This is a genomic window from Hymenobacter edaphi (assembly GCF_003258365.1).
In the GTDB taxonomy this organism is placed as follows: Bacteria; Bacteroidota; Bacteroidia; order Cytophagales; family Hymenobacteraceae; genus Solirubrum; species Solirubrum edaphi.
On record NZ_QHKM01000004.1, the window covers coordinates 498,837 to 514,119 of the forward strand.

A 15,283-nucleotide genomic window follows, 5' to 3' on the forward strand; every position below is an offset into this window, starting at 1 on the left:
ACGTCCCGTCGCCCGGGCAAGATGGCGTTTTCAGGAAAGTTGTCCGCGCTTCGTAAGTAACGGCAGTGCAGGGTGCAAGCAAGGTCCTTCGCTGCGCTCGGGACGACTGCTGGCGGAACGTACGTGGTTGCTGAAACCAGCCCAATCAAAACCTTCGCCCGGCGCTGGCAGTTGAACAACCCCGCCGCGGCCGTTTGGCCCGGCGCTCCATTCACTCTCTACGCAAGAGCTAATGTCCGCAACTCCCAAGCACTGGTTTATTACCGGCGTCAGCACCGGTTTCGGCGCCGCGCTGGCCGACCTCATCCTGCAGAACGGCGACAAAGTAGCCGCCACCTTCCGCCAGCAGCAGCAGGCCGACGAATTCACCCAAAAAGCCGGCGCCAACGGCCGCGGCGTCGTCTGCGACGTTACCGACGAAGCGCAGGTGAAGCAGGCCGTCACCGAGGCCATTCAGGCCCTGGGCCACCTCGACGTGGTGGTCAACAACGCCGGCTACGGCTCGCTCGGCAGCATCGAAGAAATCGACGACGCGGAAGTGCAGCGGCAGTTTGAGGTGAACGTGTTCGGGCCGCTGCGCGTGCTGCGGGCCGTGCTGCCCCACCTGCGCGAGCGGCGCAGCGGGCACGTGCTCAACATCACCAGCATCGGCGGGCTGAAGACCTTCCCCGGCGTGGGCGTGTACAACGCCAGCAAGTTTGCCCTCGAAGCCATCGGCGAGAGCCTGGCCCAGCAGGTCGGCCCGCTCGGCATCAAAGTCACCAACATCGAGCCCAGCGGCTTCCGCACCGACTGGGCCGGCCGCTCGGCCAACGTGGTGACGACCAGCATCCCCGACTACGAGGACACCGTGGGCAAGAACCTGGCCGGCATCCAGGGCTACAGCGGCCGCCAGCCCGGCGACCCGCAGCGCGCCGCCCAGATCATGTTCGACCTCGTGCGCCAGGACAACCCGCCGCTGCACCTGCCCCTGGGCAAAGCCGCCGTCAAAGGCGCCCGTGAGAAGTTCGTGGCCCTGGTGCAGGAACTGGAAGGCGTGGCCAGCCTCGGCGACTCGGCCGACTTCCCGGAGTAAATCCTCGCTGCCCGCTGGCAGCGCTAGCCTAAGCAGCGTCCGGAGCTGGCCCCATCGGCTGGCGCGGGGCGCCGCTTCTGCGTTGCCGAAGAACCGGCCTATGCCGACGGCAACTGCATGGCCGCCAGCAGCTGCCGGATCTGCGCGGTCAGGGCGGCGGGCGTGGCGGTGTCCAGCAGCCGCGAATCGATGCCGACGCACGCGGCCCCGGCCTGCCGCCAGGCGCCCACGGCCTCATTGGTGGGCTGAATGCCGCCGGTGGCCATGATGCGCACCTTGGGCAGCGGGCCGCGCAGGGCTGCCAGGTAGTCGGGCCCCATCACGTTGGCCGGAAACAGCTTGGCAAACGCCGCCCCCAACTGATCGGCCTGGTAGATTTCGTTGGGCGTCAGCACACCCGGCAGCCAGGCCAGGTCGTGCCGCTGGCACAGCCGGGCCACCTCGGCGCTGATGACGGGCTGCACGATGTAATCGGCCCCGGCCCCGATAAACCGCTCGGCTTCGTCCACCGTGTAAATGGTGCCGGCCCCGAGCAGCAGGTCGGGGTAGTCGGCCTCCACGAAGCGCTGCAGCTCGGCAAAGATGGCAAAGGCATTCGGGCCCCGGTTGGTAAACTCAAACAGTCGCACGCCGCCCTCGTAGCAGGCCTGCAGCACCTGGCGGGCGTAAGCGGCTTCGGCGTGGTAAAACACCGGAATCAGCGGGCTGCGCAGCCCCTGGGCCACGGCATCGGCGCGGGTGAATCGGGCCATAAGCAGTCAGAATAAAGTCGGAAACTACCCGGTGTGGGCAGCTGCTACGCGGTAATACGGCGGCGGCGGCGAGAGGGCGGCGCACTGCCGGGCTCAATTACTCCTTCCCTAAACTGGCAGCTGCCATGGCAAAACCACCGCAAATCCATTGACGCAACGTGGGAACAGAAGCTTCTGGATGACATCAGCGTGCTAACGATACTGCCGCGTCGATAAGCAAAAAGCCCCTCCGCAGAGCTGCGGAGGGGCTTTTTTGTACCCAGAGCCGGGGTCGAACCGGCACACCTTGCGGTATTGGTGTTTGAGACCAACGCGTCTACCGATTCCGCCATCTGGGCAAGAGGAACAACGCGGACCGTTGTTCAGGATCGGGTGGCAAACTTAGCCAGACTTTCGCGGATGCGCAACAGGTAGCGCCGTTTCAGGTAGTAGGTGCGCACCCGCAGCAGGGCGGCCGGGCGCTGGTCTGCGGGCAGGGCGGCGTAGCCTTCGAGCACCGGGCGGGCTTCGGCTTTCAGCTCATTTTCAAGCCGCTCCACTTCGGTTTGCACTTGTGCGGCCACGGCCGGGTCGGGCTCAAACTCCAGCTCCATCAGCTGCTCGTTCAGCTCCATCACCTCCATTAGAAAGTCGGCGGGCAGCTCCTGCTTGCCTTCTTCCAGCAGGCCGTGGCGCTGCAGCACGTATTGCAGGCGCAGGTCGAAGTGGCTGAGGGTGCGGTAGGCGTTGGTGTTCAGCGTCGACAGCTCCAGCACGCGGCGCTGCTCCTCAGGTGCGGCCGTCGCGTGGAAGTCGGGGTGGTACTGCCGGCTCAGGGCGTAGTATTTGGCTTTGAGGGCTTTTTCGTCGGGCAGAAAGCTCTCGGGCAGGTCGTAGAAGGCGAAGTAATCGGGCTGCATGCGGGGAAGCGCGGCGCAAACGGGCCGCGAAAGGTAAAACAGCATCAACGGGAAAAGCTCCCGGACAGCTGAAGTCGGTGGCCGGTGGCGCGGCGGGCTACAGCACCGAATCGGGCGGCGCGGCCGGCGTGGGTACGGCCGGCAGCTGGGCCGTGGCGGCCGTGACGGGGTTCACCGAAAACGCCAGCGGGGGCGCAGCAAACAGCTTTTTGGTGGCCGGCCACACCTCGCCGAACAGCGTAGAGCGGCGGTACGCATCGAGGTCGGCGGCGGAGTCCCAGTGGCTGTGGGTGCAGAACACGTGCGGCTGCTCGGCGTCCTGCCACAGCTCCATGTGCCGGCAGCCCGGCTGCTGCCGAATCTGGTCCTCGGAGGCCCGGAACACGCCCAGAAATTCCGCCACGGCCTCGGGCCGGAACGTCATGCGCACGATTCTTATTAGCATAAGCTGGTGAAATGGTGAGGTGGTGAGTTTGATGTTTGGGAGGCCAAACCGCGCATTTCGCGCAAATAGAACAACACTCACCAGTTCACCACCTCACCATTTCACCTATTCCTGCGGGAACCGCACGTCCACCTGCGAGTCGAAGTGCAGGCCGAGCAGCTCGGCGGCGTTGCCCTGGTTGACGCCGATGCAGAGCTGCTGCTGGCTGTTGTACACGCACACGGCGTCGCCGGGGTCGGCCATCTGGTAGTGGCGGGCCACGTCGCGCACCGCCTCGCGGCCGAAGTGAATGGTGCAGGAGCGGCCGTGGCCCACTGCCTCGATGGCTTCGCGGGTGATGTTGGTGATGAGGTTGCCGTAGTGGTCGACGTGCACCACGTGGCCGGTGATGCGGTGGTCCTGCAGGCGCAGCTGGCGGTTGAGCAGCTGGTAAAGCTCGGTGCTCAAGGGGCCCAGGTCGGTGAGGGGGCGGCCCAGGGCGAGGTGCGCGGCGGCGGGGGCCAGCACGTCGCGGGTGGGGGAGGCGGGCCACTCGGCGGGCGTGGGCAGCTGCACCAGGTCGTCGGGGCGCGCGTCGGTGAGCAGCGTGAGGATACCGTTGTCGGCCGCCACGAAGTGGTGCCCGCGCCAGCTGGCCGCGTGCCAGCCGCGGCGCCCTACGCCGTGGTCATCCACCCCGATCAGGTGCACGGTGCCTTCCGGAAAATCGGCGAACACGGCCCCGAGCACGTGCACCGCCTGGGCCACGTTGAAGGGCTCGATGGCGTGGGTGATGTCCATCACCGGCGCGGCGGGGGCCAGGCGCAGCAGGCGCGCCTTCACCGCGGCCACGTAATGGTCGCGGTAGCCGAAGTCCGAGAGGAACGTAATCAGCGCCATTCGCCGTTTCTAAGAAGAATGCGTACTATTGTTTTACCCACCCGTGGGGCGGCAAAAGTAGGCATTCGGCCCGGACTGACCGCTTTTCGCTACGGGCTCTTTTCTTCCCATCACTGCGCCTTAGGCGTTTACTCTCCTAATTAGTTTGGTCGAAAAAGTCATCACGCTCGAGAATGTGTCGCTCATCGACTTCTTGGGGCCCGATAACCAGAATATCCGCCAGTTGGCCGCTGCCTTTCCCGGCAGCAAAATCATCTCGCGCGGCAACGAAATAAAAATCCAGGGCCAGACGGCCGTCATCCAGCGCATCAACGACATCCTTTCCTCGCTGATCGAGCACTACCACGAATACGGGCAGGTGACGGACAAAACCGTGGCCCAGTACGTGGGCGCTTCCGACGAGGAAATGCAGGATGCGCGCCTGGCTTCCTCCCCCGACGTGATTCTGTTCGGGGCCAAGGGCGGCGTCATCAAGGCCAAAACGGCCAACCAGCAGCGCCTGGTGGATGCCGTCAACAAAAACGACTTGGTGTTTGCCCTCGGGCCGGCCGGGACGGGCAAAACCTACATTTCGGTGGCCTTGGCCGTGCGCGCGCTCAAAAACAAGGAGGTCAAGAAAATCATCATTTCGCGCCCCGTGGTGGAAGCCGGGGAAAGCCTGGGCTTTTTGCCCGGCGACATGAAGGAGAAAGTCGACCCCTACCTGCGCCCCATCTACGACGCGCTGGAGGACATGCTCCCGCCGGAGAAGTTCAAGTTCTACCTCGAAAACAAGACCATCGAAATAGCCCCGCTGGCCTACATGCGCGGCCGGACCCTCAACCACGCCTTCGTGCTCTTGGACGAGGCCCAGAACACCACGCCTTCGCAGCTGAAGATGTTTCTGACCCGCATGGGCCCGAACGCGAAGGTGATGGTGAACGGGGACCGGAGCCAGGTGGACTTGCCGACGAAAATCAAGTCGGGCCTGTTTCAGGCGCTGGATATCCTGCAGGATGTGCCCGGCATTGCCTTCGTGGAAATGTCGGCCGAGGACGTGGTGCGCCACCGCCTGGTGAAGCAAATCGTGCTGGCCTACGACAAGCACGACGCCGACCAGCAGCGCGCCCAGGCCGAGCGGCCCGTGCGTCCGGCCCGCTACTACCAGCCCGGCCAGCGCCCCAGCGACCAGGCCGACGACCGGCCCGCCGACGAGCTGCCCGTCAACCACGAGCAGAGCTAAATGGCGACGTAGAGTCGGCTTGCTCCGATTTCGTGAACGATTCAACGGGTGGTGCCACGGCTCAAAACCGTGGCACCACTATTTTTAAGCCGTTGTGCCGCTTCGTTTCGCGCGGCGGCCTTTGAATTGATTTCCTCATGACCACTGCCCACCGCGTCACCGCACCTGCCGACCTCGAAGCCGCTTTTGCTATCCGCCACCAAGTATTCGTGGAAGGACAGGGCGTGCCGGCTGAAAAAGAGCACGACCAGCACGATCAGACCGACGCCCGGCACTACCTGGCCCGCACCGCCGACGGCACGCCCTGCGGCGCCGCTCGCTGGCGCGTAACCGAGAATGGCGTGAAGCTGGAACGTTTTGCCGTGCTCGAAGGCTACCGCAATCAGCAAGTGGGTGCGGCCCTGCTGCTCGCCGTGCTGCGCGACGTGGCCACTGAACACTCCGACGCCGAAGTATATCTGCACGCGCAGTTGACGGCGGTGAATTTCTACCTGCGCCACGGCTTCGAGACGGTGGGGGAGAAGTTCACCGAAGCCGGCATCGAGCACTACAAGATGCGCTGGATAAGGCCCGTTTCGGCGTAATAGACGGCCTCGGTACTAGCCGGCTCTTGCCTGCGCAACAGATTTTTCCTAACTCGGCCCTTGCTGCTTCGGCGGTGATTACCGGGTTAGGATTTTTTGTTTCGATCTGTCAATGGCTATCCGTACCACCACGATTCCGTGGGCTACCCATCCGGCCGTGCGCCTCGTGCTGGCGCTGATTGCCGGCATTATCATCTGGTTTTACTGGGCCGCCTCGCTGCCGGAGCTGCTGCCCTGGCTGGCCGGCGCCGTAGCCCTGTTCCTGGCCGCGCACCTATGGGCCGTGCGCCGAAACGTGCCCAGCCTCAACGACGCCGTGGGCGTGCTAGGCCTACTGATGACGGTGCTGGCCGGCACCACCGTGGCCCAGCGCGCCACCGAAAGCCGCCAGCCCGACCACCTCTACCAGCAGCCCGATATCGAGTTTTACCGCGCCGTGGTCGACGACGGGCCGGTGGTGCGCCCCAACACCTACGCTACCACGCTGCGGGTGTCGGCCGTGCGGGTGGCGGGGCAGTGGCGCCCGGCGCGGGGCGGCATCCGCGTTTCTATCCCGCGCTACGAGGCCGCAGTGGCCGCGCCGCAGTACGGCGACCTGTGGCTGGTGCGCGGCGCCCCGGCCCCGGCCAAGGCCCCGCTCAACCCCGGCGAGTTCGACTACCGCCGCTACCTGGCTTACCACCAGATTTACCACCAGCAGTTCATTCACCCCGACCAGTACCGCATCATCGGGCAGGCGCCGCCCAGCTGGCTGCGCCTCTGGAGCATGCAGTGCGCCCGGCGGCTCGACGGCGTGTTCCGGCGCTATGTGACGGCCCCGCGCGAGTTTGCCATTGCCGACGCGCTGGTGCTGGGCCTGAAGGACGACGTGGACGCCGAAACCAAGCAGGCCTACGCCAGCACCGGCACCACGCACATCATGGCCGTGTCGGGGCTGCAGGTGGGTTTGCTGTTTGCCGTGCTGCAGCTGTTTCTACGGCGCTTTTTCGGCCACACCCGCGGCTTCCGGTACTGGTCGGCGGCGCTGGGGCTGCTCGTTATCTGGAGCTACGCCTTCCTGACGGGCCTCTCGGCCTCGGTGCTGCGGGCGGCGGTGATGTTTAGCTTCGTGGCCGTGGCCAAGGCTTCGGGGCGGCAGAGCAACATGTACAACACGCTATCGGTGGCCGCTTTCTGCCTGCTGCTCTACGACCCTTATTTGCTGGTCGATGTGGGCTTTCAGCTCTCGTTTCTGGCCGTGCTCAGCATCGTATACCTGCAGCCGCTCATCGGCGGCAAAATCGACGCGCAGGAGTGGATGGCGAAGAAAAAACGGCCCTGGCAGTCGAAGCGGCAGCAGAAGCTCACGGGCTGGGTCGGCTGGTCGCTCGACGGTATCTGGCAGGCCATTGCCCTGTCGATAGCCGCGCAGGTAGCCACGTTTCCGCTGGGCCTGTTCTATTTCCACCAGTTCCCGCTCAACTTTCTACTCTCCAACCTGATAGCCGTGCCGATTTCCTCGGTGGCGCTGTACGTGGGGCTGCTGCTGCAAGCCGTGGCGCTGCCGATGGAATGGCTGGCGGCCCAAACCGGCGCCGATTGGCTGCTCTGGGTGCCGAAAGGCATTGGCTGGGTGTTTCAGGGGCTGATCTGGTGCTTCAACGAGTATATCGTCCTCGTGGGCCGCTCCCTGCCGGGTGCCCTGGTGCAGGGCATTCACCTTACGCCCGCCCAGACCTGGCTGCTCTACCTGCTCATCGGCACCGGGCTGGCCTTTCTGGCGTGGCGGCGGCTGGTGTGGCTAGGCGCGGGCGTGGCGGTGGCCGTGGGCTTCGCCTACAGCCGCGTGGCCGAGGCCCGCGAAACCGCCCAGGACCAGCGTCTGATCATCTACAGCATCCCGCGCCGCTCGGCCGTGGGTTTGCACGACGGCGCCGCCGCCCTGGTGATGACGCCCGACTCGTTGCCGCTCAACAACACCGAGCAAACCTACCGCGTGCTGCCCGGCCTGATCGGGCGCGGCAACCGCCGGGTGCGCTACGTGGCCGGCTGGGACACCACGGCCGCCGCCGTGCGGGCCCTGCCCCGGCGCGGCCCGGTGCTGCTCAGCTGGCACGGCCGCCGCGTGGCCTGGGTGCACGGGCGGCTGTGGCAGGGCCAGCGCCCGGCGGCCGTCGACGTGGTGGTGCTGCGCCGCAACGCCCGGGTGTGGCCTGAGCAGCTGCGCGCTACCTTCGGCCCCAAGCCGGTGTACGTGTTCGATTCCTCGTGCCGGCGCTGGTACGTGGAGCAACTCACGCCCCAATTGCAGGCCGCCGGCCTGCGCGTGCACGACGTGACCATGCAGGGCGCCTGGGTGGAAGTGGTGCGGCCGGGCGCGGGCAACTAACGGTCCGTTTCAAGCGAGTATCTGATTGGCGACGCCGTCCAAATTCTTCGTTACTCCGTACATTCTCCCAAACCTAGGCAATGCGGCCTTGACTTCTTTCATTGTCGCATCATTTTTGTTAGGTTTGACTCACGCCCTTTTCGGGCCACTGCCGCGCACCGGGCCGTTCGGGCTCCACTTCTCCGGTCGGGAGAACAACGCGCCGCCGGGCCCTCCACCACACCGACCACGCAACAACTCATGGAAGACATGGCTACCCAGGAGCTCGAAGCGTTGCAGTACATTCGCTACGAGGCCAATGACTCCATCGGCTTCATTACGCTCAACCGCCCCGAAAAACGCAACGCCCTCAGCTCGGAGCTCGTCTCGGAGCTGAAACTAGCCTTCGAATACGCTGAAAACGACCTGGCCTGCAAGGTCATCGTGCTGCGTGCCGAAGGCCCGGCCTTCTGCGCCGGCGCCGATCTGGCCTACATTCAGGAGCTGCAGGGCTTCGGCTACAACGAGAACCTGGCCGACTCCACGCACCTGATGCAGCTGTTCCACCAGATCTACACGCTCAAGAAAATCGTCATTGCCCAGGTACAAGGCCACGCCCTGGCCGGCGGCTGCGGCCTGGCCACGCTCTGCGACTTCGCCTTCGCCGTGCCCGAGGCCAAATTCGGCTACACGGAGGTGAAAATCGGCTTCCTGCCGGCCATCGTGAGCGTGTTTCTGCTGCGCAAAATCGGGGAGGCCCGTACCAAGCAGCTGCTGCTCACCGGCGACGTATTCGGCGCCGACAAAGCCGTGGGCTACGGCCTCATCAACGAGGTGGTGCCCGCCGACGAGCTGGCCGGTCACGTCTACCGCTTTGCCCGCCGCCTCTGCGTCGAAAACTCGGCCCAGAGCATGGAGGTGACCAAGGAAATGCTGGCCCGCCTGCCCGAGCTGCCCCTGGAAGAAGGCCTGCGCTACGCCGCCCGCCTCAACGCCGAAGCCCGCGGCTCGGAAGACTGCCGCCGCGGCATCTCGGCCTTCCTGAACAAGGAAAAGATTACCTGGAACTAGCAGTTGCCGTTGGTTCATCCCGCCATCATTGCGAGGCATAGCCGAAGCAAGTGGTCTTGATCAATGTGCCAACCACCACATGAGCACCGCCCGGAACTGTCGTCTACAGTTTCGGGCGGTGTCGTTTTCGGGTAGTGCTAGTTGTCTCGGCGGGGCTGCTGGAGGAAGGGTTGCTTCGTCCTCGCAATGACGGCTGGTGTCGCCGTCCTGTGCTGGTTACTACATCCCGCTGGCTGCCAAATCGATGCCGCCCAGGCTGCTACTTTTTGCGGCCGAGCTACGTATCTTCCGGTTTCGAACCGTTCATTTTGGCCGGGCGCGGCAAGGTTTGCAAACATCTGCGCGCATCGGCGGTTAGCTCCACATGAATCTGCCTGCCGGTCTGGCCCTTGCGGGGCTCACGTTTCTGGGAATGGAATTCGTGGCGTGGTTCATGCACCGCTTCGTGCTGCACGGCCCGCTGTGGTTTGTGCACCGCTCGCACCACGTGCGCCACCCGCACCGCTTCGAGCGCAACGACCTCTCGTTTGTGGTGTACGGGGCCATTTCGGTGCTGCTGATGGTGTACGGCGGGGCCAGCAAGGACTGGCGCTACTGGGTCGGGGCGGGCATTGCGGCTTACGGCACCGTGTATTTTCTGGTGCACGACGTGCTGATTCACCGCCGCCTGCGCTTCTGGAAACGCGCCGACAACGCTTACCTGCGGGCCCTGAACATGGCCCACAAAACCCACCACAAAACCACCGGCCGCGACGGCAGCGAGGAATTTGGCCTGCTGTGGGTGTCGCCCCGCTTTTTTGCCCTGGCCCGCCGGCAGGCGGCCAAACGCGCCGCCGCTGCTCCGCCTCGCACCACCTAGCCCACCTATTAGCACCCGATTATCGTGGGACAGTTTTCAATCAAGGACCTGGAAAGCCTCTCGGGCATCAAGGCGCACACCATCCGGATGTGGGAGCAGCGCTACGGCGTGCTCTGTCCCGAGCGCACCGCCACCAACATCCGCACCTACTGCGACTCGGACCTACGCCGCCTGCTTAACGTGGCCACGCTCTGCGAGCGGGGGCACCGCATCTCGCACGTGGCCAGCCTCTCGGAGCAGGAGCTGTGCCGCGCCGTGGCCGCCTGCTGCGACGACCCGCACCAGTTCAACCCCCAGATTACCGCCCTGCTCACCGCTACCCTCGACATGGACGAGCGGCGCCTGAGCTGCGTGTTGTCGCACGCGGCCGACGAAATTGGCTTCGAGGCCACGGTGATGAACATCGTGTACCCCTTTCTATATAGAGTGGGCGTGCTCTGGCAGACCGGCAGCCTGAACCCGGCCCAAGAGCACCTGGCCACGCACCTGCTGCGCCAGAAGTTGCTGGCCGCCGTCGACGCGCTGCCCATCACGGAGCACGACGAGGCGCCGCGCTGGGTGCTGTTTTTGCCCGAGGGCGAGCTGCACGAGCTGGCGTTGCTCTTCATGAACTACCTGCTGCGGGTGCGCGGCTTCCGGGTGCTGTACCTGGGCCAGAACCTGCCCATCTGCGAGCTGGCCAAAGTGTGCCAGCACTACCGGCCCCAGCACGTGGCCACGGTGCTCACCACCGTGCCCGAGCGCGACCAGCTGCCGCAGTTCCTCGGCAAGCTCGCCCACCTCTGCGCCGACATCGATTTTGTGCTCTACGGCCCGCTCGTGCACCAGCCCGAGGTGGTGCTGCCGCCCCGCTTCCGGCGCGTGGAGCGCATGACCGACTTTATCGGCTTCGTGGACCAGCTGACGGCAGTGGAGCTGGCTGGTTAGCCAGGGTTTGGTAGTGCAGATAGCTTGTGCGGGTAGTATGTAAGCTGCTTATTTTAAGCGAGTTTGTTTCGGGCGGTAGGCTGTTGAGGCTTGACAGCCAGCTCATGGCGGCCGCCGGCACATTCACCGGATAAATCAGCCCGTTTGCCGACTATATCGGGCCCTTGGCCGAAACCGGGCAAATAAAAGTGGGGGTGACCGTATGCTTAGGGAGTTCTTTCGTATGTTTGTTTAGCTTTTGGTCACCAAACGTTAAACAGGCTGTATGACTTCCCTGGAATTCACCGACCAAGTACAGAAGATTTCCTACTCACTCCGGCCCGCGGCCATGAACCTGACCCGCGACGCCGATGATGCCAAGGACTTGGTGCAGGAAACGCTGCTGAAGGCCCTCTTGAACAAAGAAAAGTTCAAGACCGGGACCAACCTCAAGGCGTGGCTCTACACCATAATGCGCAACACGTTTATCAACAACTACAACAAGATAACGAAGCGCAATAGCCACATTGACACCACTGAGTACTTCCAGTACTTCAACACCGACGAAAACTACATCACCCACAACGGCGCCCAATCGGACTTCGTGGTGACGGACATCAACGAGGCCATTGCCCACCTCGGTCATGAATACCGCACGCCGTTTATGATGTACTACATCGGCTACAAGTACCAGGAAATTGCGGAGAAGCTGCAAATTCCCATCGGTACCGTCAAGAACCGCATTCACATTGCCCGCAAGGAGCTGAAAGATGCCCTTAAGGTCTACGCTCCCGGCGCGTAGGGGGAAGGAGTAACTACGCCGGGCGCGTTACGGGCCGCAAGCTGCAACCTCAACGAGGCCGTGGCTTGCGGCCTTTTTCGTGGCCGCTGCCCGCTGCGGGGCCAGTCGGCGGGTAGTATGGTACCAATCTTTGTCGGGGCTAATATTGGCTGCTGGTGGTACCCTGAGAATCCTGTCAACTGTGAAAACCCGTTGGGTTAAGACTATTTAATGGGAAATCCTACCAATAATTGCCGAGCTAGCGCAACAAAGTCCTGCCGCAATCGGTAGCTTACCACGACCCCATTACCTTGCAGCCCCACTTGAACCCTCCCGTTTCTGCTCCCCGAGTTGTTGTTATCGGTGCTGGCTTTGCCGGCCTGGCCGCCGCGGCCTGCCTGGCCCAACGCGGCTACGCGGTGACGGTACTGGAAAAAAACGACGGCCCCGGCGGCCGCGCCCGGGTGTTTCAGGCCCAGGGCTTCACCTTCGACATGGGGCCGAGCTGGTACTGGATGCCCGACGTGTTCGAGCAGTTCTTCGCCCGCTTCGGTCACCGCCCCGCCGACTTCTACCAGCTGGTGCGCCTCGACCCCTCGTATCAGGTCATCTTCGGCCCCAGTGACGTGCTGCCGGTGCCCGCGGGCCTGGACGCGCTCCGCCGCACCTTCGAGCAGCTGGAGCCCGGCGCCGGCCGCCGCCTCGACGCGTTTCTGGCCCAGGCTGGCTATAAGTACGAGGTGGGCATGGGCAAATTCGTGACCAAGCCCGGCCGCTCGGTGCGCGAGTTTGCCGATCCGCGCCTGCTGGTGGATGCGGTGCGGCTGGATTTGCTCTCCAACATGCGCCGTCACGTGGGCCGCTTCTTCCAGAACCCCAAGCTGGTGAAGCTGATGGAGTTTCCGGTGCTCTTCCTCGGCGCCACGCCGCAGAACACGCCCGCCCTCTACTCGCTGATGAACTACGCCGACCTGGTGCTGGGGACCTGGTACCCGCTGGGCGGCATGCACGAAATCGTGAAGGCCATGGTGCGGGTGGCCGAGGAGCAGGGCGTGCGCATCGAGTACAACCAAGAAATCGAGGAAATCGAGGTGGCGGACGGCCGTGCTACCGGCGTGCGCACTGCTACGGGCCGCACCGCCGCCGACGTGGTGGTGGCCGGCGCCGACTACCACCACGTGGAGCAGCACCTGCTGGCGCCCGAACACCGACACTACTCGCCCAAGTACTGGGACACCCGCACCATGGCGCCTTCTTCCCTGCTCTTTTACGTGGGGCTGAAGCACAAGCTGCACGGCGTGGAGCACCACAACCTCTTCTTCGACGAGGACTTCAACCAGCACGCCCACGAGATTTACGAGGCGCCGCGCTGGCCCACCAAGCCCCTGTTTTACGCCTGCGTGCCCAGCGTAACCGATGCTTCGGTGGCGCCCGCGGGCCAGGAAAACCTGTTTCTGCTCATTCCCGTGGCCCCCGGCATCGGCGGCGACGACGACGCCACCCGCCAGCACTACTTTGATATGGTAATGACCCGGCTGGAGCGCCATACCGGCCAGCCCGTGCGTGAGTGGGTGACCTACCAGCGCAGCTACGCCCACCGCGACTTCGAGGCCGACTACCACGCCTTCAAGGGCAATGCCTACGGGCTGGCCAACACCCTGCGCCAGACGGCCATTCTCAAGCCCACCCTGAAGAGCCCCAAAGTTGCCAACCTCTACTTCACCGGTCAGCTCACCGTGCCCGGGCCCGGCGTGCCGCCCTCCCTGATTTCGGGGCAGGTGGTGGCCGGCGAGGTGGAAAAGGAATACCCGGTACCCACGCCCACCGCTGCGGCGCTGCCCACCGCCGGCGCGAATCCCGTATCTTATAGTCAGCGTTGAAGCGCTGCTGAAGATTCTCCAGCCCGCTCCGCCGCTAGTTTTTACCTGCCTTGTCTCTCTGATGCCGCTGCTCTGCCGGAGCAGCACGCAGCCGGTTCCCACCAATAACACCCCGCATGGCCACTTTGCCGCCACCCGCCGTTTCGCCGCCGCCCGTCGTGGACCACGTGGCCCTGTTCGACCGGGCCAGCCTGGCCTGCAGCAAGCGCATCACCCAGTGCTACAGTACCTCGTTCACGCTGGGCATCCGCACCCTCGATGTGCGCTTTCACGAGGCCATTTACGCCATCTACGGCTTCGTGCGCTGGGCCGATGAAATCGTGGACACTTTCCACGACCGGGACAAGGCGGCCCTGCTGCGCGAGTTTCGCGACGAAACCTACCGGGCCATCGACGAGCAGTTCAGTATGAACCCGGTGCTGCACGCCTTTCAGCTGGCCGTGCACCGCTACGGCATCGATAAGGAGTTCATCGAGGCCTTTCTGCACAGCATGGCCATGGATTTGGAGGATATCGACTACGACCAGCAGCTCTACGACGAGTACATTTACGGCTCGGCCGAGGTGGTGGGGCTGATGTGCCTGCGCGTGTTCTGCGCAGGCGACGAGGCCGAGTTTGAGCGCCTGCGCCGCCCGGCCCGGCGCCTGGGCGCGGCTTTCCAGAAAATCAACTTCCTGCGCGACCTACGCTCCGACTACGAGGAGCGGGGCCGCGTGTACTTCCCCGGCCTGCGCTACGAGGCCTTCGACGATACGGCCAAGCAGGCCATCGAGGCCGACATCCGGGCCGATTTCGAGGCCGGCTACGAGGGCATTTGCGCGCTGCCGCGCACGGCTCGGCTGGGCGTGTACCTCGCCTACGTGTACTACCTCAAGCTCTTCGACAAAATCCGCCAGCTGCCCGCCGCCCGTATTCTGGCCGGCCGCGTGCGCGTGCCCGACAACACCAAGCTGCTGCTGCTGCTCGGCTCGTACTTCCGCTACCGCCTGCGCGCCCTCTGACGCGGGCCGCCCCCAACCTCACCGACCTCGCGTTGCTACTGCTCACCTGCCTGACCACCGTGCTTTCTACCGCCGACACCGACGCCCACTCGCCCTACGCGCTGCCCGCCCTGCGCCGGCATTACCGCCAGGCCGCCCACGATGAAGCCGCCAGCCGCCATTTTCACCAGCTGATGAGCCAGTACACCGCCGACAACGCGCTGGTGCTGGCCTACAAAGCCGCGGCCGAAGCCATTTTGGCCAAGCACACCGGCGGCCTGTTCGACAAGCTCGACCGGGTGAAAACGGCCGGCCGCCTGTTCGACCACGCCGTCAGCCTCGACCCCAAGCACCCCGAAATCCGCTTTCTGCGCTTCAGCATCGAAAGCAACCTGCCCAGCTTCCTCGGGGCCAGCAAGCACGTGCAGGAAGACAAGGGCCTGCTGGTGCAGACGCTGCTGGCCCACCCCCGCTCCGGCCTCGACGCGGAAGCCTTTCAGGCGGTGCGCGACTACCTGGTGCAGGGCAAGCACCTCAGCGACGAGCAGGCCCACCGCGTGCGCCAGCTGCCGATATAGCATTTCCCAACCGCCGCCCGCCTTC

15 protein-coding genes and 1 tRNA gene are annotated in these 15,283 nt (G+C 64.5%); 11 read left to right on the forward strand and 5 right to left on the reverse strand.

Annotation, left to right across the window (positions count from 1 at the left end):
* Window positions 1-232 precede the first annotated feature (232 nt).
* Window positions 233-1,075 (forward strand): oxidoreductase, encoded by an 843-nt coding sequence (locus DLM85_RS15340; RefSeq protein ID WP_111478984.1) that lies wholly within the window; start codon window positions 233-235, stop codon window positions 1,073-1,075.
* A 98-nt stretch (window positions 1,076-1,173) separates the two neighbouring features.
* On the opposite strand, the gene DLM85_RS15345 is transcribed toward DLM85_RS15340, so the two are convergent.
* The 5 genes from DLM85_RS15345 to DLM85_RS15365 form a co-directional block, all read right to left on the reverse strand.
* Complete coding sequence (locus DLM85_RS15345; protein ID WP_111478985.1) at window positions 1,174-1,827, reverse strand: beta/alpha barrel domain-containing protein; 654 nt, start codon at window positions 1,825-1,827, stop codon at window positions 1,174-1,176.
* Window positions 1,828-2,083: 256 nt separating this feature from the next.
* Window positions 2,084-2,165: transfer RNA gene (locus DLM85_RS15350), tRNA-Leu, on the reverse strand.
* A gap of 24 nt (window positions 2,166-2,189) precedes the next feature.
* Window positions 2,190-2,726 carry a Fe-S protein assembly co-chaperone HscB gene (hscB, locus tag DLM85_RS15355; protein ID WP_111479123.1) on the reverse strand — a complete coding sequence of 179 codons (537 nt, stop codon included), beginning with the start codon at window positions 2,724-2,726 and terminating at the stop codon, window positions 2,190-2,192.
* A 97-nt stretch (window positions 2,727-2,823) separates the two neighbouring features.
* Complete coding sequence (locus DLM85_RS15360; protein WP_111478986.1) at window positions 2,824-3,171, reverse strand: putative quinol monooxygenase; 348 nt, start codon at window positions 3,169-3,171, stop codon at window positions 2,824-2,826.
* A gap of 105 nt (window positions 3,172-3,276) precedes the next feature.
* Window positions 3,277-4,050, reverse strand: a complete 774-nt coding sequence (locus tag DLM85_RS15365) for an SAM hydrolase/SAM-dependent halogenase family protein (RefSeq protein ID WP_111478987.1) — start codon at window positions 4,048-4,050, stop codon at window positions 3,277-3,279.
* 145 nt (window positions 4,051-4,195) lie between these two features.
* On the opposite strand from DLM85_RS15365, the gene DLM85_RS15370 reads away from it, so the two are divergent.
* From DLM85_RS15370 to DLM85_RS15415, 10 genes are all read left to right on the forward strand, one after another.
* Entirely contained in the window at window positions 4,196-5,272 is a 1,077-nt protein-coding gene (locus tag DLM85_RS15370) for a PhoH family protein (protein ID WP_111478988.1), read from the forward strand.
* 137 nt (window positions 5,273-5,409) lie between these two features.
* Window positions 5,410-5,856, forward strand: a complete 447-nt coding sequence (locus DLM85_RS15375) for a GNAT family N-acetyltransferase (protein ID WP_111478989.1) — start codon at window positions 5,410-5,412, stop codon at window positions 5,854-5,856.
* Between the two features lie 112 nt (window positions 5,857-5,968).
* Window positions 5,969-8,224 (forward strand): ComEC/Rec2 family competence protein, encoded by a 2,256-nt coding sequence (locus DLM85_RS15380; protein ID WP_111478990.1) that lies wholly within the window; start codon window positions 5,969-5,971, stop codon window positions 8,222-8,224.
* 240 nt (window positions 8,225-8,464) lie between these two features.
* Entirely contained in the window at window positions 8,465-9,274 is an 810-nt protein-coding gene (locus tag DLM85_RS15385) for an enoyl-CoA hydratase/isomerase family protein (RefSeq protein WP_111478991.1), read from the forward strand.
* A 364-nt stretch (window positions 9,275-9,638) separates the two neighbouring features.
* Window positions 9,639-10,133, forward strand: coding sequence for a sterol desaturase family protein (locus DLM85_RS15390; protein ID WP_111478992.1), 495 nt, complete (start codon window positions 9,639-9,641; stop codon window positions 10,131-10,133).
* Window positions 10,134-10,157: 24 nt separating this feature from the next.
* Window positions 10,158-11,060: a MerR family transcriptional regulator gene (locus tag DLM85_RS15395; RefSeq protein WP_111478993.1), complete on the forward strand. Its 903-nt coding sequence runs from the start codon at window positions 10,158-10,160 to the stop codon at window positions 11,058-11,060.
* 265 nt (window positions 11,061-11,325) lie between these two features.
* Window positions 11,326-11,841: an RNA polymerase sigma factor gene (locus DLM85_RS15400; RefSeq protein ID WP_111478994.1), complete on the forward strand. Its 516-nt coding sequence runs from the start codon at window positions 11,326-11,328 to the stop codon at window positions 11,839-11,841.
* A gap of 302 nt (window positions 11,842-12,143) precedes the next feature.
* Window positions 12,144-13,700 (forward strand): phytoene desaturase family protein, encoded by a 1,557-nt coding sequence (locus DLM85_RS15405; RefSeq protein ID WP_111478995.1) that lies wholly within the window; start codon window positions 12,144-12,146, stop codon window positions 13,698-13,700.
* A 116-nt stretch (window positions 13,701-13,816) separates the two neighbouring features.
* Entirely contained in the window at window positions 13,817-14,701 is an 885-nt protein-coding gene (locus DLM85_RS15410; RefSeq protein WP_111478996.1) for a phytoene/squalene synthase family protein, read from the forward strand.
* Between the two features lie 32 nt (window positions 14,702-14,733).
* Complete coding sequence (locus DLM85_RS15415; RefSeq protein ID WP_111478997.1) at window positions 14,734-15,258, forward strand: hypothetical protein; 525 nt, start codon at window positions 14,734-14,736, stop codon at window positions 15,256-15,258.
* Window positions 15,259-15,283 lie beyond the last annotated feature (25 nt).